This window comes from Ruegeria sp. (assembly GCF_965221235.1).
GTDB lineage: Bacteria > Pseudomonadota > Alphaproteobacteria > Rhodobacterales > Rhodobacteraceae > Ruegeria.
The window spans coordinates 480,442-506,861 of record NZ_CBDCRS010000004.1 but is presented as its reverse complement, the minus strand read 5'-3'; the positions used below and the strand labels follow the sequence as shown (position 1 = coordinate 506,861).

Here is a 26,420-nt window from a genome sequence, read left to right as displayed (position 1 = left end):
CCGAAAGTATTTTTTGGCCAGATGAAAGGGATCAGGCATGGCGATTTCACTGCGTAAAGCGCGAACAATCATTCGTAAGGCGCTGGAAAAAGGGCGTGAGATGGAGCTGAAGCCTCTGTCCGTTGTGGTGCTGGACGCGGGCGGGCATGTCATTGCGTTTGAGCGCGAGGATGGTTCAGCTCCGGGACGCTTTGCGATTGCGCAGGGCAAGGCCTATGGCTCGGTCATGTTGGGCATGGCGGGTACGGCGCAGATGCAGCGGGCCGAGGCGCAGGCCTATTTCATGGCCGCTGTGAATGGCGTTTATGGCGGTCAGGTCGTGCCTGTACCCGGTGGCGTTCTGCTGCGGGATAAAAAGAACGCTCTGATCGGTGCTGTTGGTGTGACGGGCGACACCTCGGACAACGATGCGATTGCGGCAATGGCCGGTATCGAAGCCGCGGGTCTGACCGGCGAAATCTGAGCCTGCGTAGTTCAAAATGCAGGGTAACGTTCTGATTGCGCCTGCCTTTTGGGCACAAGTGACCGGCTTGCGGATTTGCTTGGGCGGGATTGCCGCTGTGCGACACTGAACAACTCCTTGCGCTAACATGCAGGGCATGTGCTGTTGCGCGCGAGTTCGCCTGCGGCTACGTTTCTGGATGATACAACGCTGGAACAAGGTAGGCGCAATGGCTCGGCCCGTGGTCGGTATAATCGGTAACTCGTACCTGATGAATGATGAATATCCGACCCATGCCGGGGGGACGATGAACTCGGATGCGGTCGCCAATGTGTCCGGATGCCTGCCGCTATTGATCCCCGCCGACCCCAGATTTGTAACTGTTGATGAACTGCTTGAGGTCTGTGACGGGTTCCTTCTGACAGGCGGTCGCCCGAATGTTCACCCTGAGGAATACGGCGAAGCGGCGACCGATGCGCACGGAGAGTTTGACCGCGCGCGCGACGCGATCACATTGCCTTTGGTGCGGGCCTGTGTGGACCGCGGGCAGCCCTTCATGGGGATTTGCCGAGGGTTTCAGGAAGTCAATGTCGCGATGGGCGGAACGCTGTACCCCGAAATCCGCGATCTGCCGGGGCGGATGAACCACCGGATGCCTCCGGACGGCACGTTGGAGGAAAAGTTCGCGTTGCGCCATGTGGTTGCGCTGACGGAAGGCGGCGTTTTCCATCAATTGTTCGGCGCGCCCGAGGTGATGACCAATACGCTGCACGGGCAGGGGATCAAAACGGTCGGGGAACGCGTGGTGATCGACGGTCACGCACCGGATGGAACGCCTGAGGCGATCTTTATCAAAGACGCGCCCGGATTTACTCTGTCGGTACAGTGGCACCCGGAATGGGATGCGATCAATGACCCTGTCTCGCGGCCTCTGTTTGAGGCGTTCGGCACAGCGGTTCGGGCGTGGGCAACCGGTTCTGACGCAGGTCTGATTCAGCAAACGGCGTGAATTTTGCGCCGGCCCGCGAGAGAGGGTCCGGACCGGCGCAGTGCGATCAGATCAGCAGGTTAAACTGATTGATCAGCGGTAGGGTACGGGCGCGTTCTCCGGTCAGGTCGAACAGCGCGTTTCCAAGCGCAGGCATGGACGGAGGTGTGCCGGGTTCTCCAGCTCCGCCCATGTGGCGGTTGGTTTCCAGCACGCGCACTTCAACTTGCGGTGCAGTGTGCATCCGGATCGCATCATAGTCGGGGAAGTTGTACTGCTCGACCTCTCCATCGGCGAAGGTGATCTCGCCGTAGCAAGCCGCCGACAGCCCGTACATCATGCCGCCGAACATCTGCGCTTTGACGTTTTCGGGGTCCAGAGCCAGCCCCATGTCGCAGGCGATCCACGCCTTGTTGATGCGGATGGTGCCGTCTTCGTCAACCACCTCAATGACCTGTGCGACCGGGGTGCCGAAGCTGTAGGTGAAGGCCACGCCACGCCCGACCCCGTTTGGAGTCTGGCCGGTCCAGCCGGACATCTCTTTGACGGCCTCAAGACAACCAGCCGAGGGGGCGTGTTCGGTCTTCATCAACTCCAGCCGGAACTCAAGCGGGTCGCGGCCTGCTGCAAGAGCCATCTCGTCCATGTAGGTCTCATGGAAGAACCCGTTATGACTGTTGCCGACCGAGCGCCAGAACCCGACAGGGACATCCAGATTGGCGATATGGCCGCTCATGCGGTAGTTCGGTACCGCGTAGGGTTGGTTAAAAAACCCTTCGACCAGCACCTTGTCGGGGCCGCCGCCGGGCAGTCCGGTGTAGCGCTCAACTGCCTGTTGGGTACACGACTGCGCCGCAACTGCGCCGTCGATCAGAACCGCCTTGCCATCCTGTACCGCACCGCGCATCCGGGCGATGGCACCGGGGCGGAAATAGTCGTGGCGCATGTCCTCTTCACGGCTCCACGTCGTCTGAACCGGAGTGCCGGGCATCGCCATGGCAACCTTGGTCGCAATCTCGCCAAAGTCCAACTCTCCCCGACGTCCAAAGCCGCCACCCAGATAGGTGGTGTGAATCTGCACTGCCTCGGTGTCGAGGCCCGCAGTGTTGGCAACGCGAAAACGGATCAGGGTCGGGGCCTGATTGCCGCACCACAGTTCCAGTGCATCGCCGGTGAAAAGGGCGGTGGCGTTCATCGGCTCCATCGTGGCGTGGGCCAGATAGGGAACTTGATACTCTGCCGTGATCTCGGTCGCGCCCTCGGGCATGACACTGACATCGCCATCATCGCGCATGGTCGAATTTGGAGAGTCATCAAACGCCTCGGCGATCTTGGCAAAGATACCGTCAGTTTCCGGGGGGTAGGGGGCATCGCCCCAGTCGACGTCAATGGCCTCAACCGCCTGATTGGCGAGCCATGTGTTGTTGGCAATAACCGCGACACCGGTGCCAAGATCAACGATCTTCTCGACTCCCGGCATGGTTTTCGCAGCACTATCGTCAAAGCCGTTCATCGCGCCGCCCAACTTTGGGTTCATGCGCACCGCGGCGAATTTCATACCCGGCAGGCGGACGTCGACACCGAATTCGGCGGTGCCGGTTGCCTTTTCCACCATGTCGAGACGCGGCTGGGTCTGGCCCAGATGGCGCCACTCGGACGGATCGCGCAGCGAGGCTTCGATCGGTTCCAGTTTGGCAACGTCCGTAGCCAGTTCGGCATAGGGGATTTTGTTGCCGTTGGGCGCAATGACATGACCCGACGCTGTCTTCAGCTGGTTCCGATCAACACCCAACCGCTCAGCGGCGGCCTGTTTGAGCGTCTCGCGCGCCGACGCACCGGCCTGACGCATCCGTTCGAACCCGTCTTTCATCGAGGTCGATCCACCAGTGACTTGCAGGCTCAGCGCTCTGCCAACAACACCCAGTGCCTCACCCAGATTGTGCTGGAAGTCCGAGATGTCATATCCCTTGTTGGGCAGGCCTTCTCCCATCAGGGCCGAGTTGTAATAAGCGGCGGCGGCCGGACCGTGCAGAACGGTGATCTGGTCCAGATCGACGTCCAGCTCCTCGGCAATAAGGGCAGCCCAGGTGGTTTGCACACCCTGACCCATCTCAGCGCGGGGGGCAAACAGAGTTACGCCGTTCTGGTCGATCAGAACAAAGGGGCTCAGCGCGGCCTGACCCTCACCGGGTTTCAGCGGGTTTGCGGCGGGGCGGCTGACGTAATAGGCACCGAACGCCACACCGCCGACAATCGCAGCGGACCCGATCAGGAAGGTGCGACGCAGGATTTTTCCAACAGAAGCCATCGGTTACGCCTCCTTCAACTTGCCAGCCGCGTCATGGATCGCGGCGCGGATGCGGGGGTAGGTGCCACAGCGGCACAGGTTGCCCTGCATGGCATCATCTATGTCGGTATCCGAGGGGGCCGGGTTTTCGGCCAGCAACGCGGCGGCCTGCATGATCTGGCCCGACTGGCAGTAGCCACATTGCGCGACCTGGTGATCGACCCACGCTTGTTGCAGCGCGTTCATCGTATCGGGTGAGCCGATCCCTTCGATCGTCGTGACATCGCCCCACACATCCGACAGCGCCACCTGGCACGAGCGCACGGCCTCACCATCAATATGCACGGTGCATGCCCCGCAAGCGGCGACGCCGCAGCCGAATTTGGTTCCGGTCAGGCCGACCTCATCGCGCAGGACCCAAAGCAGGGGGACGTCATCAGGCAGGTCAACCTGATGTTGTTTGCCGTTGATTGTAAGGGCGGTCGCCATGGCGCACCTCTCGTAGCTGTGGCTGGTTTCTGACATAATTATCGAAAAGTGTCAGTGTGTCAATTGACAAAATGAACAAAAAATGTCACGAGTTCAGGTATGACAGAAGCAATTGACGATTCACGGCAAAAGGCCATCCTGGACTCGGCGTTCGAGGCCTTTGCCACTTATGGGTTTCGCAAGACCTCAATGGACGACATAGCGCGCGGCGCTGGAATGTCCCGGCCCGCCGTGTATCTGCATTTCAAGAATAAAGAAGCGATCGTAAGCAAGCTGACCGAGGCGTACTATGCCAAAAAAAGCGCTGCGGTGGCCGAGGCGCTGATGACGACCGGCACTGTGTCCGAGGTTCTGACCCGCGCGATTCAGGCGCAGACAGAGGGGATGGCACGGATTTTGGCCTCTCCTCATGGGTTGGAGATGTTGGATAACACCAAGTCCATGTCCTCAGAAATAATCTGGGCAGGAGAGGCGAAACTTGCTGGCCTTTATGCTGATTGGTTGGCGCAACAAGAAAAGGCCGGGCGGGTACGTCTGTTGGCCGACGCGACCGAAACAGGACGGACCATTGCAGCCACGCTGAAGGGGCTCAAGCTGATTGGCGCAGGCGCTGACGTCTATGAGCAGCAGGTTGCACAGATTGCAGCCTTGATCGGCGCGGGGCTTGAGGTCAGGTAACCCGCTGCCGAACCTTGTATTCCGGCGCGTCCCACAAACGATTGCGCATGATGTCAGCCAGAATCTCGACGGCGCGCTCAACGTCGTTTTCGTCGATATACAGCGGAGTGAACCCGAACCGCATGATATCAGGCGCGCGGAAATCTCCGATCACGCCGCGGGCGATCAGCGCCTGCATGGCCGCATAGCCATTGGCGAATTGGAATGAGACCTGACTGCCGCGTTGGTTCGGATCGCGCGGGCTGCCCAGCACAAGGTCAGGACACGTGGCTTCGACACGTGCAATGAACAACTCGGTCAACTCGATGGACTTGGCACGTACATCTACCATGTCGGCCATATCCCAGATATCCATCGCCGCAGACAGCGCGGTCATTTGGATGATCGGAGGGGTGCCTACCCGCATCCTCTCAATCCCGCTACCGGGTCGGTAATCCAGATCAAAGGCAAAAGGTGCCTCGTGCCCCAGCCAGCCCGACAAAGCAGGGCGAACCTGATCGGCCAGACGGGGCGCGACATAGATGAACGCGGGCGCGCCGGGGCCGCCATTGAGGTACTTATATGTGCATCCCACTGCGAAATCGGCGTTGCAGCCGGACAGATCCACCGGGATAGCGCCCGCCGAATGCGCCAGATCCCAAACTGTCACCGCACCGTTCGCATGGGCCAGTTCGGTCAATGCCTTCATGTCGTGCATACGACCACTGCGATAGTCGACCTCGGTCAGCATCAGAACGGCGACATCCTCGGTGATGTTCGCGGCGACATCTTCGGATGCGACGACATGCAGCTCGTAATCTGGCCCTAAAGATCGCAGCAGGCCATCTACCATATACAGGTCGGATGGAAAGTTGCCGCTGTCCGACAGCACAACTTTGCGATCCGGGCGCAGTTCCAAAGCCGAGGCCACGGCCTGATATACTTTGATCGATAGTGTGTCGCCCGTAACGATGGTTCCGGGTTCTGCCCCGATCAGGCGGCCGATACGGTCGCCCAACCCGACGGGCAGCGCCATCCACCCGGCCTTGTTCCAGCCGGTGATCAGCATCTGTCCCCATTCCCGAACAAGCATGTCGTTCACCCGGTCTCCCGCCGCCTTGGGCAGCGGGCCAAGCGAATTGCCGTCCAGATAGATGACATTTTCGGGCAGGTCGAACATGGCTTTGGTCGCGGCAAAGTCGGTCATCGGGGCCTGTTACCTTGTTTGGAATGTACGAGCTTGACCTTCGGCCTATCCGATCCAAATCGACCTGTCCATTGATGCGACAACCTGAACTTTTGCCAATCCGGTCCGAAAGCGGTAGGAGAGCGCTCAGAAACGACACGTGCTTTACGCGTCGTCAATCTTGAGAAACGTGTATGCGCTGGATTGATACCCCTCCTGTATGGCTTGCCGGATTTGCATTTCTGGCGTGGCTACAGGCGCGGTCTGTCGGGTTTGGCTTGTCGCTGGCCTCTGGCTTTACCGATCTTCTGAGCGGTTTGCTGATCGGAGGAGGCATTGTGATCGCTGTGTTGGCGATCGCCGAATTTCGCCGTCGCAAAACCACCGTGATCCCGCATGAAACGCCCTCGGCACTGGTGCAATCCGGGATTTACACGCGCAGTCGAAACCCGATTTATGTGGGCGATGTTCTGATCCTGACGGGTCTGATCCTGCGGTTTGACGCGGTGCTATCTCTGGCGCTGATTCCGGTGTTTGTCTGGGTGCTGGAGCGCCGTTTTATTCTGCCGGAGGAAGATCGTCTGCGCCGTACCTTCCGCGCCGATTTCGCGCGCTATGAACGCAAGACGCGCAGGTGGATTTAGGATGCGTTTGACGATGACACTGCGTAACAAATGCTGCACTTGCGAAATAATGTTGCGCGAGATACATGTTTGCTTAACGAACATAACTGATCCGAGTTCGGATTGATCGAGGAATAGGGGGACTGCCAGTGAAGATAGGCACACCGAAAGAGATACTGGATGGCGAAAATCGGGTGGCAATGACACCCGAGTCTGCCGTGCAGTTGCAGAAACTGGGCTATGAGTGTCTGATAGAAAAAGGCGCAGGCGCGGCGGCCGGGTTCTCGGATGCGGCCTATGAAGCGGCAGGTGTCGAGGTCGTAAAAACGGCGGCTTCGCTGTGGAAGACTGCGGATGTTGTCGCCAAGGTGCGCATCCCGACCGAGACCGAGCTGAAGCGTCTGACCAAAGGCAAGACGCTGATTTCGTTCTTCAATCCTGCTGCGAACGAAGAAGGCATGGAGCTGGCCCGATCCAAAGGCGCCAATGTGATCGCCATGGAGATGGTGCCGCGTATTTCCCGTGCGCAGAAGATGGACGCGCTGTCGTCGATGGCCAATATCGCCGGGTATCGCGCGGTGATCGAGGCGGGCAACAACTTTGGCCGCTTCTTCACCGGTCAGGTGACGGCAGCGGGTAAAGTGCCGCCAGCCAAGGTGTTGATCGTCGGTGCAGGTGTGGCCGGTCTGGCGGCCATCGGGACCTCGACCTCGCTGGGTGCGATCACCTACGCGTTCGACGTGCGCCCGGAAGTGGCCGAGCAGGTCGAATCCATGGGGGCCGAGTTCGTCTATCTGGACTTTGAGGAAGATCAGCAAGATGGTGCGGCGACCGGCGGCTATGCCTCGGTTCAGTCGGAAGAATTCCGTAACGCGCAGCTGGCCAAATTCCGCGAGCTGGCTCCGGAAATGGACATCGTCATCACCACCGCGTTGATCCCGAACCGCGAAGCGCCCGAGCTTTGGACCAAGGATATGGTCGACAGCATGAAGCCCGGCTCGGTCATTGTTGATTTGGCCGCAGAAAAGGGCGGTAACTGTAAACTGACCGTCGCGGATGAGAAGATCGTCACCGATAATGGCGTGACCATCATCGGCTATACCGACTTCCCCAGTCGGATGGCGGCGCAATCGTCGTCTCTGTACGCGACCAACATCCGTCACATGATGAGCGACCTGACGCCCGAGAAGGACGGTCAGATCAACCACGACATGGAAGACGACGTGATCCGCGGCGCGACCGTGACCCATGAGGGCGAGATCACCTTCCCGCCGCCACCTCCCAAGGTGCAGGCGATTGCGGCGCAGAAGAAACCCGAGGTTAAGGAACTGACCCCGGAAGAGAAAAAGGCGCAGGAAATCGCGGCGTTCAAGGCGCAGACCAAGCAGCAGTTCACCCTGCTGGGGGTTGGCGGTGCGCTGATGCTGCTGGTGGGGCTGATCGCTCCGGCCAGCTTCATGCAGCACTTCATCGTCTTTGTGCTGGCGATCTTTGTGGGCTTCCAGGTGATCTGGAACGTCTCGCACAGCCTGCACACACCGCTTATGGCGATCACCAACGCGATCTCGTCGATCATCATCGTCGGGGCTTTGATGCAGATCGGATCGGGCTCGTTCCTGGTTATTCTGCTGGCGGCGCTGTCCGTCTTCATGGCCGGGATCAACATCTTCGGCGGCTTCCTCGTAACCCGGCGCATGCTTGCCATGTTCCAGAAATCTTAAGGAGGCCGGGCACATGGAATTTGGCTTCACCACTGCCGCTTATGTTGTTGCGGCTGTTCTGTTCATCCTTTCGCTCGGCGGTCTGTCGAACCAGGAAAGCGCCAAGCGCGCGGTCTGGTACGGCATCGTCGGTATGGCGCTGGCGGTCTTTGCCACGCTGGTTGGCCCGGGGTCCGGCCTGTGGCTGCTGTCACTGCTGCTGATCGCGGGTGGTGGTCTGATCGGTCAATATGTGGCGCAGCGCGTGCAGATGACCGAGATGCCGCAGCTGGTGGCCGCAATGCACTCGCTGGTCGGTCTGGCGGCTGTGTTCGTGGGCTTCAACGCGCATTTTGAGATCGGCAACGTGGCTCAGGTCATGGCGATCAAGGATAGCGCGGGTCAGGCGGACCTGAGCGATCTGGGCGCGTTTGCCAAGCTGATCGCCAAGAAAACCCCTGCCGAACTGGCGATCCTGCATGTTGAGCTGTTCCTGGGCATCTTCATCGGTGCGATCACCTTTACTGGTTCGGTCGTGGCCTATGGCAAGCTGGCGGGCAAAGTGACATCTGCAGCGACCAAGCTGCCCGGCGGTCATGCGCTGAACGCGGCGGCTGCGGGTCTCTCGCTGATCTGTCTGATCTGGTACACCGCGTCGGGCGGTCTGTTCCCGCTGATCCTGATGACGCTGGCGGCGCTGTTCATCGGCTATCACCTGATCATGGGTATCGGCGGCGCCGACATGCCGGTGGTTGTGTCGATGCTGAACAGCTACTCAGGCTGGGCCGCGGCTGCTATCGGTTTCTCGCTGGGCAACGACCTGCTGATCGTGGTTGGTGCGCTGGTAGGCTCGTCGGGTGCGATCCTGTCCTACATCATGTGTAAGGCGATGAACCGTCACTTTGTCAGCGTGATCCTGGGCGGCTTTGGTGGCACGTCGGGTCCGCAGATGGAGGTGGAAGGCGAGCAGGTGGCCATCGACGCCGATGGCGTTGCGGCGGCTCTGAATGACGCCGACAGCGTGATCATCATTCCCGGCTACGGCATGGCAGTGGCGCAGGCGCAGCAGTCCGTGTCCGAGCTGGTCCGCAAACTGCGTGCAAAGGGCAAAGAGGTGCGCTTTGCGATCCACCCGGTTGCGGGCCGTCTGCCCGGTCACATGAACGTACTGCTGGCCGAGGCGAAGGTTCCTTATGACATCGTTCTGGAAATGGACGAGATCAACGAGGACTTCCCCGAGACGGATGTGGCCATCGTCATCGGTTCGAACGACATTGTGAACCCTGCGGCGCAGGAAGACCCCAACAGCCCCATCGCTGGCATGCCGGTTCTGGAATGCTGGAAGGCCAAGCAGGTCTTCGTCTCGAAGCGTGGTCAGGGCACCGGGTACTCGGGCATCGAAAACCCGCTGTTCTTCAAAGAGAACACCCGCATGTTCTACGGCGACGCCAAACAGTCGCTGGATAAGCTCCTGCCGATGATCGACTGATCGGACTGCACAATCAAATTGCAAAGGGCGCCTGCGGGCGCCCTTTTCTTTTTTGATTGGATGGGGGCTTTGCCCCCACACCCCCAGGATATTTTTAGCCAGATGAAGGAGGGGGCTGTGCTAGTGTGACGGTGGAGGTGAGTGATGCAGAAAGTGAACGGAATAGGCGGCGTGTTCTTTCGCGCTCGCGATCCGAAGGCTCTGAGCGCGTGGTATGAGGAACATCTTGGCGTCAATCACTACGATCCCGTTCCGTGGAAGCAGCGTGAGGGTTACACCGTATTTGCGCCTTTTGCGCAGGATACAGGGTATTTCGGGCGCACCGAGCAGCAGTGGATGATAAATTTCCGTGTGGATGATCTGGCCGCGTTGCAGGCGCAGCTTGAGGCGGCCGGGATTGTGGTCGAAACAAACCCGGAATGGGACAGTGATGTCGGCAAATTCGCCCGCATTCACGACCCGGAGGGTAATCCGATCGAGCTGTGGCAGCCAAATCAATGAGATAACCGGCTTGTATGCTGTGGTATCCATGTAAGGTTATGAAATAAATGGATAATTGATGTATCTGTCGGGTGTCGTATAGTGCCTTGGATAAGACGGAGCCCTACATGACGCCGATTGACGACCATCCGCTGCGCTATGTGCTGGCCAATGAGCTGCACGCGCGCCCTTTCCCCGTGACCGCGGCGCCTTGTACCGTGGCCTTTCTGGCTATCAAGAAACCTAAAGCTGCCGTGGCGCGGGATCGCAGTGAGGATTTGTCTCATTTGATCAAGCTGCTGGATCGCCACGGCGCGCCGCATCCACAGCCGGACGCGACCCATTACGCGGGCCAGATCGGTCGCCATTGGCTGAAGTGGGAGCAGCATACAGAATTTGTGACCTATACGGCGATCACTCAAAACGTGAGTGAACGGCCCTTTAATCCGGCTGATTTTGAGGTATTCCCGCCCGATTGGCTGATGGAAAGCCCGGGGCAGAGAGTGACCTCGGCGATGGTGCGTGTGGTTGATCGACCGGATGCGGATGCGATCAATACCTCTCTGTCCGATTGGTTCGAGGCTGAGAGCCTTGCCGTCGCACGGGTCTTGGACGATTCCGCAGTCTGCGCCTGCGACTTTCGGATCGACCCGGCGGGGCATATGAGATTTGCGCTTTTTGTGAACAAGGAAATTGGACGGCGCAGAACGGGCCGGATCATTCAGCGATTGTGCGAGATTGAAACCTATAAGGCGATGTCCATGCTTGGGTTCGCGCGGGTCAAACAAATGTCGCCTCGCATTGGTGAACTGGATTGGCAACTGACGGAATTGATGGGGCAAATGACCGATAACTCGGCTCAGCCGGACGAATTGCTGAAACGGCTTCTGGCGACCTCAATCGAGCTTGAGACGCTGTCTGCCCAGTGCTCATTCCGGTTTGCGGCTACAGGCGCTTATGAGGCCATTGTGGATCAGCGGATTGAAGTGCTGCGTGAAGAGCGTTTCAGCGGGCGTCAGTCTTTTGCAGATTTCATGATGCGCCGCTATGACCCGGCGATGCGCACGGTTAAATCCACCGAGCGGCGCCTTCAGGCCTTGTCTGATCGGGCCATTCGCGCGGGCGACCTATTGCGGACTCGTGTAGACGTGGAACGCAGCGCCGAAAATCAGGCGTTGCTGGCCAGCATGGATCGGCGGGCGGATCTGGCCTTGCGCCTTCAGCACACAGTCGAAGGGTTGTCGGTCGTGGCTATTAGCTACTATGCCGTGTCGCTGGTCAGCTACTTGCTGTATCCGCTGACGCAAACCGGGATCAGCAAGGGGATGCTGACCGCAGGCGTGACTTTGCCTGTAGTGTTGGTTGTTTGGTACGCGATCAGAAGTATCCGCAAACGGCTGGGTTAATCCCTGATTGTCAAACTGGCGGCAAACTGTAGAACAAGGGGGTTTGACGCCTTTTTGTGAAGGAAGCCCGGTGATCGGAATAGTGGCCGCGTGGCGGGCCGTTGCTGCCATGTTCATCCTGAACGGAGCGTTGTTTGGTATCTGGGCGTCCAGAATTCCTGCCGTGCGCGATCATCTGGACCTGACACATGAGGTGTTAGGTTATGGGCTGCTTTTCATGGCCGCCGGGGCGGTGTGTTCTTTTCCGGTGACGGGTCGGCTGACCGACCGGTTCGGCGCGGTGGCTATTACGCGCATCATCGCCGTGCTCTATACGTTGTCGCTGATCCTGCTGGCTTTTGCAGGTGATTTCTGGGCTTTGGCTGGTTTCCTGTTCGTGTTCGGGGCGTTTCACGGCTCAATGGATGTGGCCATGAACGCTTGGGCAGCAGAAGTTGAACAAGCCTTTGACAAACCGGTGATGTCTTCTTTCCACGCGATGTGGAGCCTTGGCGCCGGGCTGGGGGCGCTCAGCGGGTACGGAGCCGTGCAGATGGGGCTGACGGTGATGCAGCACTTTCTGCTGGCCGGCGGGGTTGTGGTGGCGCTGGCATTGGCTCTCTCTTGGGTTCAGTGGACGTCACGCAGGGCAGCGCCCTCGGGTGGCGCGGTATTTGCCTTGCCATCCGGTGCATTGGTTCTTGTCGGCTTTACAGCGCTGTGCGGTGCTTTGGGTGAAGGGGCTGTGGCGGATTGGAGCGCGCTGTTCCTGCGCGACGAGACCGGGGCCGCAGAAAGCGTCGCTGCGCTGGGGTATGCGGTGTTTTCAGTGACAATGGTCGCATTCCGCTTGGCTGGCGGGTTCGTCATCGCACGGTTCGGCGCCGTCGCTACCGCACGTTTCGGGGGCATCTGCGCAGCAATGGGTGTGTTTGGGGTAGTGTCGGCGGCTGAGGCCGGGCTGGCGCTGGCAGGCTTTGCCCTGATGGGCGTCGGTTACGCGGTGATAATGCCGCTGGCCTTTAGCCGCGCTGCCAGTGACCCACATGTTCCGCCCGGGCAGGCCATCGCCAGCGTCGCCACGCTGGGCTATGGCGGGCTGTTGATCGGTCCGCCGCTTATTGGGTTTCTGGCCGAGATGCTTACATTACGTCTGGCGTTCGCGGCTTTGTTGCCTCTGGCCGTTCTGATCGTCCTGCTGTCCGGCGCGCTGCGGCCTGCGCCGTTGGACTGATTGGGTTTACGTATCGGGGGCTGTGCCTCGGTCAAAAGAATAAGATGGGAGAACACTATGCCGATCAAAAACCGATTTGCTGAATTGCAGGGTGAAATCACCGAATGGCGGCGTGATATTCACGAAAACCCCGAAATTCTGTTTGAAACGCATCGGACCAGCGCTTTGGTCGCCGAGAAATTGAAAGGCTTCGGCTGTGATGAGGTTGTGACAGGTATCGGCCGCACCGGAGTGGTCGGGGTGATCAAAGGCAAGGTTGACACCGGTGGCAAGGTCATCGGGTTGCGGGCGGATATGGATGCACTGCCAATCCACGAAGCGACCGGGCTGGATTACGCGTCCAAGACCGACGGTGCGATGCACGCCTGTGGTCATGACGGGCATACCGCGATGTTGCTCGGGGCGGCAAAATACTTGTCTGAGACGCGGAATTTCGATGGCACCGTGGTGGTGATCTTCCAGCCCGCCGAAGAGGGCGGCGGCGGTGGTCGTGAAATGTGCGAAGACGGCATGATGGATCGCTGGGGTATTCAGGAGGTCTACGGCATGCACAATTGGCCCGGTCGCCCCGTGGGCAGTTTTGCAATCCGACCGGGTGCGTTTTTTGCGGCCACCGATCAGTTCGATATCACGTTCGAGGGTAAAGGCGGCCACGCGGCCAAACCACATGAGACGGTTGATACCACCGTGATGGCGGCGCAGGCCGTTCTGGCATTGCAGACCATTGCGGCGCGCAACGCGGACCCAGTGGATCAGGTTGTGGTCTCGGTGACGTCCTTTGAAACCTCCTCGACCGCATTTAACGTGATCCCGCAGACGGTGCAGTTGAAGGGTACGGTTCGCACGATGAGCACCGAGATGCGCGACATGGCGGAAAAGCGTATCAAAGAGATCTGCGAAGGCGTCGCTGCGACCTTTGGCGGGGCCGTTGATGTGCAGTACTACCGGGGTTATCCGGTGATGGTGAACAGTGATGAGCAGACCGATTTCGCCGCAGATGTTGCGCGGTCTGTTTCGGGCAACTGCGACGAGGCACCGTTGATCATGGGTGGCGAGGATTTTGCCTTTATGCTCGAAGAGCGCCCGGGCGCGTATATACTGGTCGGCAACGGCGATACGGCAGCGGTTCATCATCCTGAATATAATTTCAATGATGAGGCCATTCCGGCCGGGTGCAGCTGGTGGGCTGAGATCGTTGAACAGCGGATGCCTGCGGCCTAGTGGACAGGGCGGGGGCTCTGCCTCCGTACCCCCGAGAAGTATTTTTAGCCAGAAGAAGAGGAATCCGGGGCAGACAGGCTAAGTTGGGCGCAGAGAGTTTCGACGATTGTGTCCAGCGCAGATGCCTGTGTGTTGACGCAGGACTTCGCAGCAGAGCGGGCGGCCTCAAGTGCGGTTTGGTCCGACAGCCATGTAGATACGGTCTTAGCCAGCTCGTGGGCTGATTGGATTTGTTGCGCACCGCCGGTTTCGATCAAGGGCGCGAAGGTTTCGGCAAAGTTGAAATAGCCGGGGCCGGTGATCACGGCAGCACCTGCCTGCGCGGGTTCAAACGGGTTGTGACCGCCGATTTCCTTAAGGGACCCGCCCAGAAACACGATTGGGCAGAGCGCATACCAAGTGCCGGTTTCCCCCAGCGTGTCGGCCATGTAGACCTGCGTTTGGGCCGATATCTGATCTTTGGCCGAGCGGATGGCCACCGTTTGTCCGGCCTGCTTGATCAGGCTTGCCACCTCTGAGCGGCGCTCGGGATGGCGGGGGATCAGCAACAACAGCAGATCGGGCCAGCGTTTGAGCAATTCGGCATGGGCGGCCAGAACAGTTTCTTCTTCGCCCGCGTGTGTGGAGCTTGCGATCCAGACCGGGCGGCCATTGATCTGGGCGTGGATGTCCGACAGCGTGGCCTGATCAACAGGCAGCGGATCGGACATCGCCTTGAGGTTGGTGCCGGGTTGGACGCGGTCGGGCTGTGCGCCGATTGCGATCAGGTTCCGGGCAGTTTTGTCATTCTGGGTCAAGAACAGGCGAAAATGGTCTAGAATGAACCGCGCTGTTTTGGGGCGTTTCTTCCAGCCTTCGACAGATTTATCTGACAGGCGCGCATTGAGCAGCGCCAAAGGAATTCCGCGTGTGGCGCCCTCGACGATCAGGCGCGGCCAGATTTCGCTTTCGACAAAGATGCCTGCATCCGGGCGCCAGTGGTCAAAAAAGCGCTTTACAGGGCCTGCGCTATCCAATGGTGGGTATTGGTGGCGAGCCCTTGGTGGCATGCGCTTTTCGATCAGCGCGGCAGAGGTCGGCGTGCCGGACGTAATCAGAAACTCGGCAGTGGGCAGTCGCTCGCCCAGCCGTTTGATCAGGCTGATGACTGAGAGGGTTTCACCGACGCTGGCAGCGTGAAACCAGATCAGCTGCCCGTTGGGTCGGGGTAGGCTGGCATGTCCCAGCCGCTCTTGCTGACGTATTTCGGGGACATCAGCGGCTTGAAGCTTTTTGCGTACCTCGCGCCAGACCAACGGGCCAGCAATTGCCGTCAGGCCGCAATAAAGGCGGTAAATCAGCGTCGGGCCGCCGGGTTGTTCAGGCATAATCAGCCGCCCGTGTGGCTCATGTGGCGGCTCATCTGACCATCGACCGCCTGACGGGAATAGTCGAAATCGTGGCCCTTGGGCTTGAGGTTGATGGCCGCGCGGATCGCGTCTTCGAGCGGTTGTTCGGTATCGGGGTGATCGCGCAGGGGCGCGCGCAGATCGGCCATGTCTTCCTGACCAAGGCACATATAAAGCTCACCTGTGCATGTCAGGCGCACACGATTACAGCTTTCACAGAAGTTATGTGACAGCGGCGTGATAAAGCCGATCTTTTGACCGGTCTCTTCAAGGCGGACATAGCGCGCAGGTCCGCCGGTGCGTTCCGCCAGATCGCTCACCGTGTAGTGGTTTTCGTATTCTTTGCGCACGTCTTTGAGGGACCAGTACTGGTCCAGACGATCTTCGTTGCCGATATCACCCATTGGCATGACCTCGATCCAGGTCAAGTCCATGTCGCGCTCAGAACACCATTCCGTGATCTGCGGTAACTCGGGCTCGTTGAAGCCCTTGAGCGCCACGGCGTTGATCTTGACCCGGAGGCCAGCCTTTTGCGCCGCGTCGATTCCGTTCAGCACCTGTTTCAGACGGCCCCAGCGAGTGACCTTGGCGAACTTGTCGTCGTCCAGCGTGTCCAGCGAGATATTCACCCGGCGCACACCTGCTGCATAAAGGTCATCGGCAAAGCGATGCAGCTGCGAGCCGTTGGTCGTCAGGGTCAGTTCCTTTAACGCGCCGCTATCAAGATGGCGGGTCATGCTATTGAAAAAAGTCATGATATTTCGACGGACCAGCGGCTCACCGCCAGTGATGCGCAGCTTCTCAACGCCCATATTCACGAAGGTCGAGCACATGCGGTCCAGCTCTTCCAGTGTCAGCAGGTCCTTTTTGGGCAGGAACTTCATGTCCTCGGACATGCAGTAGACACAGCGGAAATCGCAGCGGTCCGTGACGGAGACGCGGAGATAGGTGATGGCACGTGCGAACGGGTCGATGAGTGGAGCAGTCATGCGTCATAGGTAAAGCTGCGACCCCTCGCCGACAAGGGAGAACTTTGCTTTGCGCTGGTACAGTTGCGCGCGCAGGGGTAGGTTGGCGGCATGAGGTATACGCTGATTGCATTATGTGTTCTGGTCGCAGGTTGCGACACGATACGATCAACCACGGATCGCGTGTTCGGAGGGGGCGAGCCACCCGCGGAGCCCGAAGAAGTTGTGGTTGAAGCAGCGGTTGAGCCTGAGCCACTACCTGCGACTGCTGCCGGTTGGATCGGGGCGAAGACGACCATCGCTTCGCTAGGGGATCCGACCACACCGGGTCGCTGGCTTGAGACGCCGTTGGTCGAGACCGAATTTACGGGGCGGGTTGTTGTTCCCCGAACCGGGGCGCAGGCCTACATCACTCTGGTTCCTGCACCGGGACCTGAAAGTGGGGGCAGCCGGTTGTCGCTGGATGCGATGCGGTCGTTATTGTTGCCGTTCGATGAGTTGGTTGAGCTTGAAGTCTATTCCAACTAGGGTCTGTTGACAATCAGCGTGCGGCGACGAGCATAGCGCAGAGGTGCCAGTTAGCAGCGTAACTGATGTCGGTCTTGTCGTATCGCGTTGCTATACCTCTGAATTCCTTGATCTTTGCGAAGTAATTTTCAATCAGATGACGCCACTTGTACATGTGGGTATCGTAGTCTCTCAGCATTTTTCGGTTCGATTTTGGCGGGATAACAGCAGTAGCGCCGCGCTCATCAAGGTCTTTCAGAAGCCAATCAGAATCGAAGGCTTTGTCGGCCAGCAAAGCTCCGAAGGAGACATCCTGGATCAGGGGAGCAACTCCTTTCATGTCGTGTGCTTGCCCCGGTAGAAGCAGAAAACGGAACAAGTTGCCGAGCGCATCGACCAGGGCCACAATCTTGGTCGTCAGCCCGCCGCGAGAGCGTCCGATGGCTTGATGCTGAGTCCCCCTTTTGCGCCCGACGCCTTCTGATGGACTTGCACAATTGTTCCGTCGATCAGAGCGTATTCGAGGTCGGGCTCTCTGCTTATAGCATTGAAAAGACTCTCAAACACACCGGCTTTGGCCCATCGACGAAAGCGTTTGAAAACCGAATTCCAGTTACCGAAATCCTTGGGTAGGTCACGCCATGGCGCGCCTGTTCGTACGCGCCAAAGTACCGCTTCCATGAACCGTCGATTATCCTGACCCGTCGCCCCCGGGTCACCGGCCTTGCCGGGCAGGAGCAGCGCCATCTTCTCCCAAAGATCATCCGAAATCACAAAACGGTTTTCGTCCATTCAAACCTCCATTTTGGAAACTTGAATCAGAGTTCAGACAAATTGTGAATCCCAAATGTCAACAGACCCTAACCCATCAGGTATTTTCTTGCTTCGCGGCGGGCAAAAGGTTTCATTGCCTCGCCGTGCGTATCCAGAAACGCGATCACACGTTCCGAGTCGTGTTTCGATAGTTCGCGCAGCCACCATGCGATGGCTTTCTGGATGAACCAGTCGCGGTCCGGCACGTAGCCAGCGGCCCAGCCAAGGATACGATCCCGCCGCGCAAGATCATCAGGCTTGGGGTGGTTCTGTTTGGTCCAGGGCAGGGTGGCCACCAGCGCCGCGCGGCGCGTCCACATGTGGTCTGAGGTCGTCCAGCTTTCCACCTGATCCAGACGGGCCGGATCAGCCGAGAGGCGTTTCTGTATCGCCATACAGGCATGATCGGCCACGGCCCAAGCGTCGAAATCGGGCAACCAGCTTTGCAGCAAATCCCAGGCCGCGTCATCGGGCCGAATGCGCGCCTGAGTCAGCAGTTTGGCGGCAGCCACGCGCGCTTCGTGGATATTGGTCTGCCACAAGGCGTCGGCCAGTTCTATTCGCGCAGGCACGTCCAGTTCCTGACGCCAGGATTTCGTCAGGTCGTTCAGAACAGGGTTGGCAACGCCCAGATAGGGGCGATCGACCTTGTGATAGGCAGCCATCTGCTCGGCGCGCTCGGCATCGGCGTGGGCTTTGATCTGGTCGAGATAGGCGGTCAGCATCGGCGGATCAGTCGGCGCGCGTGGGCTTGCCGTCTATGGTCTGGTGGTTCTTTTCCACCCAATAGGCGCGGATGTCGTCGTCAGACTTGCCATCGACCCATTTCTGCATCGTGTCGCGTTCGGACTGATACTCCATGAACGGAACCGCATAGCCGCAGGAGGTCTGAACCAGATCAATATCCAGATCATAAATCTGCCGGGCGCTGCGGTGATCAGGGAACAGGTCGGCCAGCTCATCCCACCCTTCATCGCCCACATGCAACGTGTGCGCGGTCCCGTAGGTACGCAGGATCATGGGGCGAGTGGTGAAGGAACACCACATCAGCGTCATGCGGTTGATCTCAAGCAAATGCCCGGCGGTTTCGTTGCCACTGCCGGTCAGGTTCATCCAAACAATCCGGTTCGGCCCCAGAACCCGCAGTGAATCCATCCCCTTGGGCGAGATATTGACTCGCCCATCAGGTGCCGCGGTGCCAACAAAGAACACGTGCTGCTCTTCGATGAACTTACGCTTTGCGTCGTCCAGATCCGGGAATTGCTTGGCCATGTCTCACTCCACCGTGACGGATTTTGCCAGATTGCGCGGCTGGTCCACATCCGTGCCCTTGGCAACCGCCGTATGATAGGCCAGCAGCTGAGCCGGGACCGAATACAGGATCGGTGCCAGGTTCGGATGAACGTGCGGCATTCGGATGGTGCGCCAGACGCCGTCCTCAGCCTCTGAGATGCCATCGTCGTCCGAAACCAGAATGACCTTACCCTTGCGCGCCATCACTTCCTGCATGTTCGAGACCGTTTTGTCGAACACCGCATCGCGCGGGGCCATCACGACCACCGGCATTTGTTTGTCAATCAGGGCGATGGGGCCGTGTTTCAGTTCACCTGATGCATAACCTTCGGCGTGGATATAGCTGATTTCCTTAAGTTTAAGCGCGCCTTCCAGCGCCAGAGGGTACATCAGACCGCGACCCAGAAACAGCACGTCCCGCGCCTCGGACAGGCGCTGGGCAGACTTGTGGATGGCCCGGTTCTGATCCAACGCGGTGTTCAGCACCGATGGCAAACCGCGCAGGGCGGCGGCATGGTCGGCCAGCTCTTCGTCTGTCAGAGTTCCGCGGTCGGCGGCCGCCTTCAGCGCCAGCATCAGCAGCACGCTCAGCTGACAGGTGAAGGCTTTGGTCGAGGCCACACCGATCTCAACGCCTGCGTGGATCGGCAAGGCAATATCGCTTTCTCGCGCGATCGAGCTTTCGGGGACGTTGACGACAGAGACGATCTTGTCCGCTTTGCCCTCGCAATAACGCAGCGCGGCCAGCGTGTCGGCGGTTTCACCGGACTGGCTGACAAACAGCGCCGCGGTGCGGGCGGGGATCGGAGGTTCGCGATAGCGGAACTCGCTGGCGATATCGACCTCGACCGGGATTTTTGCCAGTTGTTCGAACCAGTATTTTGCGGTCAGGCAGGCATAGAAAGCCGTACCACAAGCCACCATGGTCAAACGGTCCAACTTGGTGAAATCCAGTCCCTCGGCAATGGCGACACGGTCGCTGCCCGTGGGCAGATAGGATCGGATGGCCTCGGCAACGACCATAGGCTGCTCGGCAATTTCCTTGGCCATGAAGTGCTTGTGGCCGCCCTTATCGGCGCGCGTCTGGTCCAGCTTGATGCGGCGGGTTTCGCGGTTGGCCAGTTCTCCGGCCTCATTGCGGATTTCCAGCGAGGTGCGGGTCAGAACCGCCCGGTCGCCTTCCTCAAGATAGGTGATGCGGTCAGTAAGTGGCGCCAGAGCAATAGCGTCCGAGCCGACATACATCTCACCATTCCCATGCCCAATGGCCAGAGGTGAGCCCTTGCGGGCCGCAACGATCAGGTCGTCCTGTCCATCAAACAGGAAAGCCAGCGCAAAGGCACCTTCCAGCCGGTCGATGGTTTTGAAGGCGGCCTCAACCGGGGAAAGCCCGGTATTCAGGTAGTGCGCGGCCATCAGAGCGACGGTCTCGGTATCTGTCTCGGTAACAAAATCCACGCCGTGCTCGGCAAGTTCGGCGCGCAGCTCGCGGTAGTTTTCGACAATGCCGTTGTGAACCACGGCCACAGGCCCGGCCTGATGGGGATGCGCGTTGTTGACCGAGGGCGCACCGTGGGTGGCCCAGCGGGTATGGCCGATACCGGACTTGCCGGGCAGCGGATCATGCACCAACAAGTCGCTGAGGTTGACCAGCTTGCCAACCGCCCGACGCCGCCCCAACGCACCGTCGTTGATCGTGGCGATACCTGCACTGTCATAGCCGCGATATTCCAGCCGTTTCAGGGCTTCGACCAGAATAGGGGCGGCTTCATGCTTCCCCAGAACGCCAACAATTCCACACATAGGTCAGGCTCCTTTGTCGCGGCGAGCCTTCTTCGCCTTCAACATATCAAACAATTTACGCGCATAGCCCGGTTTGTTGTCCTGTTTGGCGCGGGCCACAGCCAGCGCATCAGGTTCGACATCACGGGTTACAACTGTACCGGTTGCCGTCATCGCGCCGTCACCCACCGTAACCGGAGCCACCAGCATGGTGTTCGAACCGACAAACACATTCTCACCAATCGTCGTTTTGTGCTTCATCACCCCGTCATAGTTGCAGGTGATCGTACCCGCGCCGATATTTGTCGCGGCCCCGACCGAGGCGTCTCCGATATAGCTGAGATGATTGACCTTCGCGCCTTCGGCGATCTCGGCATTCTTGACCTCGACAAAGTTGCCGATGCGGGTGTTCTCGGCCAGTTCCGCACCGGGGCGCAGGCGGGCATAAGGGCCAACAATGGCTCCACGGCTTACATGGCAACCTTCAAGATGCGAAAACGCCCGGATCGTCGCGCCGCTTTCGACGGTTACGCCGGGACCGAAGACCACGTTTGGTTCAATTACGGTGTCGCGCCCGATGATGGTATCGGCGGATAGGTAGACCGTTTCGGGGGCCATCAGGGTGACGCCCAGATCCAGCAGTTCAGCGCGGGCGCGGGCCTGAAACTCGGCATCGGCAGCGGCCAGATCGGCGCGGGAGTCAACACCCAGCGTCTCAGCCTCGGCGCATTTGATGGCCGTTGCAGACAGGCCGCGCGCATTGGCGATGCCAACGATTTCAGTCAGATAATACTCGCCCGAGGCGTTTTCATTGCCGACCTGATCAATCAGATCGAACAGCAGCCCGGCGTCGCAAGCCAGAAGGCCGCTGTTGGTAAACCGAATGGCGCGCTGTTCGTCGGTGGCGTCTTTGTATTCGACAATCTTGACCAGCCGGTCGCCGTCCATGATCAGGCGGCCGTACCGGGGCTGTACCTCGGCAATGTCAAAGCCCAGCATCACCAGATCATGCGCGGCACGGGCGTCGATCATGCGCTGAAGGGTATCGGGTTCGATAAAGGGTGTGTCGCCATAGAGCACGATGACATTGCCCTCGAACCCGGTCAGCGCGTCCTTTGCCTGCGCAACCGCATGTGCGGTGCCAAGTTGTTCCTCCTGGCGGACAACGACGGCGGTTTCATCTTCCGCCTGCGCCGCCTTTTCCACGGCTTCGGCACCATGTCCGGCTACGATAACGGTCCGCTCGGGCGACAGGCTGGCCGCGGCCCGCATGGCGTGGACCAGCATTGGCGTCTGGGCGATTGGGTGCAGAACCTTGGGAAGATCCGATTTCATCCTGGTGCCTTTTCCGGCGGCAAGGATGACGAGGGCAGTGCTCATGAAAACGATTTCTCTTTGTGTTTTGTTGCCGACCGTTTTATCCGCTGAGGTCAAAGGCGCAAGCGGTTCGCGGATCAAACAAGATTGCCGTTTGCAACACGACACGGCAAGAACCCGCCGAAGCAGGAGGCACAATGCGCACGGTTATCTTCGATTTGGACGGAACTCTGGCCGATACGTCGGGCGATTTGCTGGCCGCCGCAAACCATTGTTTTCGGGCGATGGGGCACGGGGATGTTCTGGTTCACGAGCAGGACGCAGCTGTTGCCTTGCGCGGCGGGCGAATGATGCTGACCCATGGGTTGAAACGGGTTGGGGCCTACGATGAGGACACCGTTCTCGCCTATTATCCCACGTTGCTGGACGCCTATTCGCAGGCCATAGACACCCATACACAGTTCTATCCCGGTGCGCTGGAGGCGGTCGATCTTTTGAAATCCGCGGGCTACGGCGTGGGTATCTGCACCAATAAACCTGAAGCCCTGGCGCACCAGCTGCTGACCCAAATGGGCGTGCGCGATCAGTTCGCCTCATTGGTTGGGGCGGATACTTTGCCGGTGCGCAAACCCGACCCCGAACCGCTGCGCGAAGCCGCGCGCCGGGCCGGTGGGCATCCGGACCTGTGTGTACTGATCGGGGACTCGGATACCGACCGCAACACGGCGCGGGCGGCAGGAGTGCCGTCGGTGCTTGTGACCTTCGGCCCCTCGGGCCAGGATATGGCCGCTTTGGAGCCCGAAGCCCTGTTGCATCACTTTGACGATCTGCCTGATCTGGTCACCGGCCTGATCGGTGCGGCGGCGTGAAGCCTTGACCCGAATTCTTTGCAGTATCAGAACGATCCAATGACCGAGACATTCACTGGCAGCTTCACTCAGCAGGAACCCATCCCGGACGAGGCAATTGAGGCCGCACTGACCGTGCTGCACCATGGTCGTCTGCACCGCTATAACGTCGCGCCAGGAGAGTTGGGCGAAGCCGCTCTGCTGGAACAGGAATTCGCAGCGCAGATGGGGGCAAAATACTGTCTGGCAGTGTCATCCGGCGGCTATGCGCTGGCGACGGCTCTGCGCGCCGTTGGTATTCAGCCCGGTGATCCGGTTCTGACCAACGCCTTCACGCTGGCACCCGTTCCGGGGTCGATTGCCTCGGTTGGGGCCAAGCCGGTTTTCGTGGGCGTGACAGAGAACCTGACAATTGATCTGGACGATCTTGAGGCCAAGTTGGATCAGGCGCGCGTGCTGATGCTCAGCCATATGCGGGGGCATCTCTGTGATATGGATCGGTTGATGCACATGTGTGACGCAGCGGGCGTCACGGTGATTGAAGATTGTGCCCACACCATGGGGGCCGCGTGGCGCGGGCAATTGTCCGGGCGTCAGGGGGCGATAGGATGTTATTCCTGCCAGACCTACAAACATGTCAATTCCGGTGAGGGCGGGCTGCTGATCACCGATGACGAGGAGCTGGCGGCCAAGGCCACGATGCTGTCAGGCTCGTACATGCTGTATGAACGCCACCTTGCCGCGCCGGGGCCTGAGGTGTTTGAGAGGATCAAGTACACAACTCCGAACGTGTCAGGCCGTATGGACAACCTGCGCGCGGCCATTCTGCGTCCGCAACTACGCGATCTGGATCGGCAGGTAGCGCGTTGGAACGAGCGCTATGATGAGATCGCGAACGGTCTGCGGGATACCCCCGGCCTGACTACTGTCGAGCGTCCCGAGGAAGAAACCTATGTGGGGTCGTCGATTCAGTTCCTGCTGCTGGACTGGTCACCGGAACGTATCGCCGAGGTAATCCGCCGTTGCGCTGCGCGTGGGGTCGAAATCAAATGGTTCGGCGGGGCCGAGCCGACCGGGTTTACCTCGCGCTATGACAGCTGGCGTTATGCGGATAGCGAGCCTATGCCGGCCAGCGACCGTATCCTCAGCGGGATCATGGACATGCGGGTGCCACTGACATTCTCGCTGGAAGATTGCCAGTTGATCGCCCGTATCATTCGCGCTGAGGTCAGCGCCGTTTATCAGTCGTAACCCAGCGGTGTGCGCCTGCGGCGCACGCTTTTTAGTCTCAAAACTGCCGTCCCTGTCGGGGCGGCAGTTTGCGTTTGCGTCCAGCGCCAGCCGCAAAGATTGACCGGGCGGAGATTCGCTGCTATCCCATTATTGAACAGTTGTTCATTAATTCGAAGGGGAGAGCGCGAATGTTCACGGCAACCATGCAATTTGATCTGGGCGAAGACGTGAACGCCCTGCGTGAGATGGTGCATCGCTGGGCGCAGGAGCGCGTCAAGCCGATGGCCGCTGAGGTCGACAAAACGAACGCCTTTCCCAATGAGCTTTGGAAAGAGATGGGCGAGCTTGGGATGCTCGGCATCACGGTTCCCGAGGAATATGGCGGCGCGGGCATGTCCTATCTGGCCCATACCGTTGCGGTGGAAGAGGTCGCGCGAGCCTCGGCCTCGGTTTCGTTGTCTTACGGCGCGCATTCGAACCTGTGCGTCAATCAGATCAAGCTGAACGGAACGGTCGAGCAAAAGGCGAAGTATCTGCCGCGTCTGGTCTCGGGCGAGCATGTGGGGGCGCTGGCGATGTCTGAGGCTTCGGCTGGCTCTGACGTAGTCTCAATGAAGCTGCGTGCGGAGAAGCGGAACGATCATTACCGGCTGAACGGCAGTAAATACTGGATCACCAATGGGCCGGATGCGGATACGCTGGTTGTTTACGCCAAGACGGACCCGGATGGCGGCTCAAAAGGGATCACGGCTTTTCTGATCGAGAAGGAGATGACAGGCTTTTCCACGTCTCCTCATTTCGACAAGCTGGGGATGCGCGGGTCGAACACGGCCGAGCTGATTTTTGAAGACGTCGAGGTGCCGTTCGAAAACGTTCTGGGTGAGGAGGGCAGAGGCGTCGCGGTTCTGATGTCCGGTTTGGACTATGAACGCGTTGTACTGGCCGGGATCGGCACCGGTATCATGGCCGCCTGTCTGGATGAGATCATGCCCTACCTGGCCGAACGAAAGCAGTTCGGCAAACCCATCGGTAGCTTTCAACTGATGCAGGGCAAGATTGCCGACATGTACACCGCGATGAATTCGGCGCGGGCCTATGTTTATGAGGTTGCGAAGGCGTGTGACCGTGGAGACGTGACACGGCAGGACGCGGCAGCGTGCTGCCTTTACGCCTCGGAACAGGCGATGACGCAGGCGCATCAGGCCGTTCAGGCGATGGGCGGAGCCGGTTTCCTGTCGGACTCAGCGGTCAGCCGCATTTTCCGCGACGCCAAGCTGATGGAGATTGGCGCGGGGACCAGCGAAATTCGCCGGATGCTGATCGGACGCGAGTTGATGAGCGAAATGGTCTGAGAGGGAGCGCCCCGCCAAAGTATGACGGGGCGGCGTTGAGAAGGATCAGAAGCGATGGACGTAGGATACGCCGATCAGCCAGGGATCAATCTCGGCGGTGCCAATGTCGGCGCCGTCCAGAGTGACATCCGAGTCGATGTCGAACCAGCGCACGTTCAGACGCACGGCGCCTTTTTCGGTGACCATGTAGTCCAGACCGGCCTGCAACGCGAGGCCGAGGGAGTTGTCGAGTTCAAGGTCGCCCAGCGGCGATTGTTCGTCGAAGAAGATGGTGTAGTTCAGACCCGCGCCAACATAAGGCTTCCACGCGCTGTTGGTCGGAAAGTGATAGTTCAGCGACAGGGTGGGCGGCAGGTGTTTGACGCTACCCGCATCGACGCTGCCACCGAGAGTGACGTCGTGACTGAACGGGGTGGCGGCCAGAAGCTCGATGCCCAGATTGTCACGGACGAAGTATTCGACGGTGAAGATCGGGCGAGTATCCGAGTCCACTTCGGCGTCGAATCCGGCAAGGGTACCGTTGTCGGATTTCGGGTCGAGGTAGCCAACACCGATACCGGCGGTCCAGTCACCCTGATTCTGGGCCATGGCGGGGGCGGCAAGCGCAACAAGCGCGGTCGAAAGGGTCAAAGCGGCGAGTGTTTTGGTCATTTTATGGCCTTCGAATTTGTTGATGATGGTGTTTTGCTAGAAGACCGGGCTGCAAACTCTGATCTGCATCAAATTTGCTCGATTGGC

The 26,420-nt window shown here is 59.4% G+C and carries 24 protein-coding genes and 1 pseudogene; 14 read left to right on the top strand and 11 right to left on the bottom strand.

Annotated elements, in window-relative coordinates; translation table 11 throughout:
- The first annotated feature begins 37 nt into the window (after positions 1-37).
- Both ACOQOY_RS05550 and ACOQOY_RS05545 read left to right on the top strand, forming a co-directional pair.
- Positions 38-463: a GlcG/HbpS family heme-binding protein gene (locus tag ACOQOY_RS05550; protein WP_420584476.1), complete on the top strand. Its 426-nt coding sequence runs from the start codon at positions 38-40 to the stop codon at positions 461-463.
- 208 nt (positions 464-671) lie between these two features.
- Complete coding sequence (locus ACOQOY_RS05545; RefSeq protein ID WP_420584475.1) at positions 672-1,451, top strand: gamma-glutamyl-gamma-aminobutyrate hydrolase family protein; 780 nt, start codon at positions 672-674, stop codon at positions 1,449-1,451.
- 46 nt (positions 1,452-1,497) lie between these two features.
- Here the strand turns inward: ACOQOY_RS05545 and ACOQOY_RS05540 are convergent, their stop codons facing one another.
- Together ACOQOY_RS05540 and ACOQOY_RS05535 are read right to left on the bottom strand one after the other, a co-directional pair.
- Positions 1,498-3,738, bottom strand: a complete 2,241-nt coding sequence (locus tag ACOQOY_RS05540; protein WP_420584474.1) for a molybdopterin cofactor-binding domain-containing protein — start codon at positions 3,736-3,738, stop codon at positions 1,498-1,500.
- A 3-nt stretch (positions 3,739-3,741) separates the two neighbouring features.
- Complete coding sequence (locus ACOQOY_RS05535; RefSeq protein ID WP_420584473.1) at positions 3,742-4,206, bottom strand: (2Fe-2S)-binding protein; 465 nt, start codon at positions 4,204-4,206, stop codon at positions 3,742-3,744.
- A 99-nt stretch (positions 4,207-4,305) separates the two neighbouring features.
- Between ACOQOY_RS05535 and ACOQOY_RS05530 the strand changes: the two genes are divergently transcribed.
- Positions 4,306-4,884, top strand: a complete 579-nt coding sequence (locus ACOQOY_RS05530) for a TetR/AcrR family transcriptional regulator (protein ID WP_420584472.1) — start codon at positions 4,306-4,308, stop codon at positions 4,882-4,884.
- On the opposite strand, the gene kynU is transcribed toward ACOQOY_RS05530, so the two are convergent.
- Positions 4,877-6,070: a kynureninase gene (gene kynU, locus ACOQOY_RS05525; RefSeq protein WP_420584471.1), complete on the bottom strand. Its 1,194-nt coding sequence runs from the start codon at positions 6,068-6,070 to the stop codon at positions 4,877-4,879. The genes ACOQOY_RS05530 and kynU overlap by 8 nt on opposite strands.
- A gap of 173 nt (positions 6,071-6,243) precedes the next feature.
- Between kynU and ACOQOY_RS05520 the strand changes: the two genes are divergently transcribed.
- The 7 genes from ACOQOY_RS05520 (at position 6,244) to ACOQOY_RS05490 (ending at position 14,181) form a co-directional block, all read left to right on the top strand.
- On the top strand, positions 6,244-6,693 hold the full coding sequence (locus tag ACOQOY_RS05520; protein WP_420584470.1) for a methyltransferase family protein: 450 nt from the start codon (positions 6,244-6,246) through the stop codon (positions 6,691-6,693).
- Between the two features lie 128 nt (positions 6,694-6,821).
- Positions 6,822-8,393 carry a Re/Si-specific NAD(P)(+) transhydrogenase subunit alpha gene (locus ACOQOY_RS05515; protein WP_420584469.1) on the top strand — a complete coding sequence of 524 codons (1,572 nt, stop codon included), beginning with the start codon at positions 6,822-6,824 and terminating at the stop codon, positions 8,391-8,393.
- Positions 8,394-8,406: 13 nt separating this feature from the next.
- A complete protein-coding gene (locus ACOQOY_RS05510; RefSeq protein WP_420584468.1) occupies positions 8,407-9,861 on the top strand; it encodes an NAD(P)(+) transhydrogenase (Re/Si-specific) subunit beta in 1,455 nt (484 codons plus the stop codon).
- A gap of 144 nt (positions 9,862-10,005) precedes the next feature.
- The gene (locus tag ACOQOY_RS05505; RefSeq protein WP_420584467.1) at positions 10,006-10,362 is read left to right on the top strand and encodes a VOC family protein; all 357 of its coding nucleotides are present in this window, start codon (positions 10,006-10,008) and stop codon (positions 10,360-10,362) included.
- 107 nt (positions 10,363-10,469) lie between these two features.
- Positions 10,470-11,747 (top strand): DUF3422 family protein, encoded by a 1,278-nt coding sequence (locus ACOQOY_RS05500; protein ID WP_420584466.1) that lies wholly within the window; start codon positions 10,470-10,472, stop codon positions 11,745-11,747.
- A gap of 70 nt (positions 11,748-11,817) precedes the next feature.
- Positions 11,818-12,960: an MFS transporter gene (locus tag ACOQOY_RS05495; protein ID WP_420584465.1), complete on the top strand. Its 1,143-nt coding sequence runs from the start codon at positions 11,818-11,820 to the stop codon at positions 12,958-12,960.
- A gap of 57 nt (positions 12,961-13,017) precedes the next feature.
- Positions 13,018-14,181, top strand: a complete 1,164-nt coding sequence (locus ACOQOY_RS05490; protein ID WP_420584464.1) for a M20 aminoacylase family protein — start codon at positions 13,018-13,020, stop codon at positions 14,179-14,181.
- Between the two features lie 44 nt (positions 14,182-14,225).
- Here the strand turns inward: ACOQOY_RS05490 and ACOQOY_RS05485 are convergent, their stop codons facing one another.
- The gene (locus ACOQOY_RS05485; protein WP_420584463.1) at positions 14,226-15,548 is read right to left on the bottom strand and encodes a 3-deoxy-D-manno-octulosonic acid transferase; all 1,323 of its coding nucleotides are present in this window, start codon (positions 15,546-15,548) and stop codon (positions 14,226-14,228) included.
- Positions 15,549-15,550: 2 nt separating this feature from the next.
- Positions 15,551-16,558: a GTP 3',8-cyclase MoaA gene (gene moaA / locus ACOQOY_RS05480; protein WP_420584462.1), complete on the bottom strand. Its 1,008-nt coding sequence runs from the start codon at positions 16,556-16,558 to the stop codon at positions 15,551-15,553.
- A 90-nt stretch (positions 16,559-16,648) separates the two neighbouring features.
- Between moaA and ACOQOY_RS05475 the strand changes: the two genes are divergently transcribed.
- Complete coding sequence (locus ACOQOY_RS05475) at positions 16,649-17,065, top strand: hypothetical protein (RefSeq protein ID WP_420584461.1); 417 nt, start codon at positions 16,649-16,651, stop codon at positions 17,063-17,065.
- A 13-nt stretch (positions 17,066-17,078) separates the two neighbouring features.
- Here ACOQOY_RS05475 and ACOQOY_RS05470 read toward each other — a convergent pair.
- From ACOQOY_RS05470 to glmU, 5 genes and pseudogenes are all read right to left on the bottom strand, one after another.
- Positions 17,079-17,791 (bottom strand): annotated as a pseudogene (locus ACOQOY_RS05470) (IS5 family transposase).
- Positions 17,792-17,904: 113 nt separating this feature from the next.
- Positions 17,905-18,582, bottom strand: coding sequence for a DNA alkylation repair protein (locus ACOQOY_RS05465; RefSeq protein WP_420584460.1), 678 nt, complete (start codon positions 18,580-18,582; stop codon positions 17,905-17,907).
- Between the two features lie 7 nt (positions 18,583-18,589).
- Positions 18,590-19,129, bottom strand: coding sequence for a pyridoxamine 5'-phosphate oxidase family protein (locus ACOQOY_RS05460; protein WP_420584459.1), 540 nt, complete (start codon positions 19,127-19,129; stop codon positions 18,590-18,592).
- Between the two features lie 3 nt (positions 19,130-19,132).
- Complete coding sequence (gene glmS / locus ACOQOY_RS05455) at positions 19,133-20,953, bottom strand: glutamine--fructose-6-phosphate transaminase (isomerizing) (RefSeq protein WP_420584458.1); 1,821 nt, start codon at positions 20,951-20,953, stop codon at positions 19,133-19,135.
- Positions 20,954-20,956: 3 nt separating this feature from the next.
- Positions 20,957-22,312 (bottom strand): bifunctional UDP-N-acetylglucosamine diphosphorylase/glucosamine-1-phosphate N-acetyltransferase GlmU, encoded by a 1,356-nt coding sequence (gene glmU, locus ACOQOY_RS05450; RefSeq protein WP_420584457.1) that lies wholly within the window; start codon positions 22,310-22,312, stop codon positions 20,957-20,959.
- A gap of 134 nt (positions 22,313-22,446) precedes the next feature.
- On the opposite strand from glmU, the gene ACOQOY_RS05445 reads away from it, so the two are divergent.
- The 3 genes from ACOQOY_RS05445 (at position 22,447) to ACOQOY_RS05435 (ending at position 25,682) form a co-directional block, all read left to right on the top strand.
- On the top strand, positions 22,447-23,118 hold the full coding sequence (locus tag ACOQOY_RS05445; RefSeq protein ID WP_420584456.1) for an HAD-IA family hydrolase: 672 nt from the start codon (positions 22,447-22,449) through the stop codon (positions 23,116-23,118).
- A 39-nt stretch (positions 23,119-23,157) separates the two neighbouring features.
- Positions 23,158-24,348 (top strand): DegT/DnrJ/EryC1/StrS family aminotransferase, encoded by a 1,191-nt coding sequence (locus tag ACOQOY_RS05440; protein ID WP_420584455.1) that lies wholly within the window; start codon positions 23,158-23,160, stop codon positions 24,346-24,348.
- Positions 24,349-24,518: 170 nt separating this feature from the next.
- Positions 24,519-25,682, top strand: a complete 1,164-nt coding sequence (locus ACOQOY_RS05435) for an isovaleryl-CoA dehydrogenase (protein ID WP_420584454.1) — start codon at positions 24,519-24,521, stop codon at positions 25,680-25,682.
- Between the two features lie 45 nt (positions 25,683-25,727).
- Here ACOQOY_RS05435 and ACOQOY_RS05430 read toward each other — a convergent pair whose 3' ends face one another.
- Entirely contained in the window at positions 25,728-26,333 is a 606-nt protein-coding gene (locus tag ACOQOY_RS05430; protein WP_420584453.1) for an OmpW/AlkL family protein, read from the bottom strand.
- Positions 26,334-26,420: the final 87 nt, after the last annotated feature.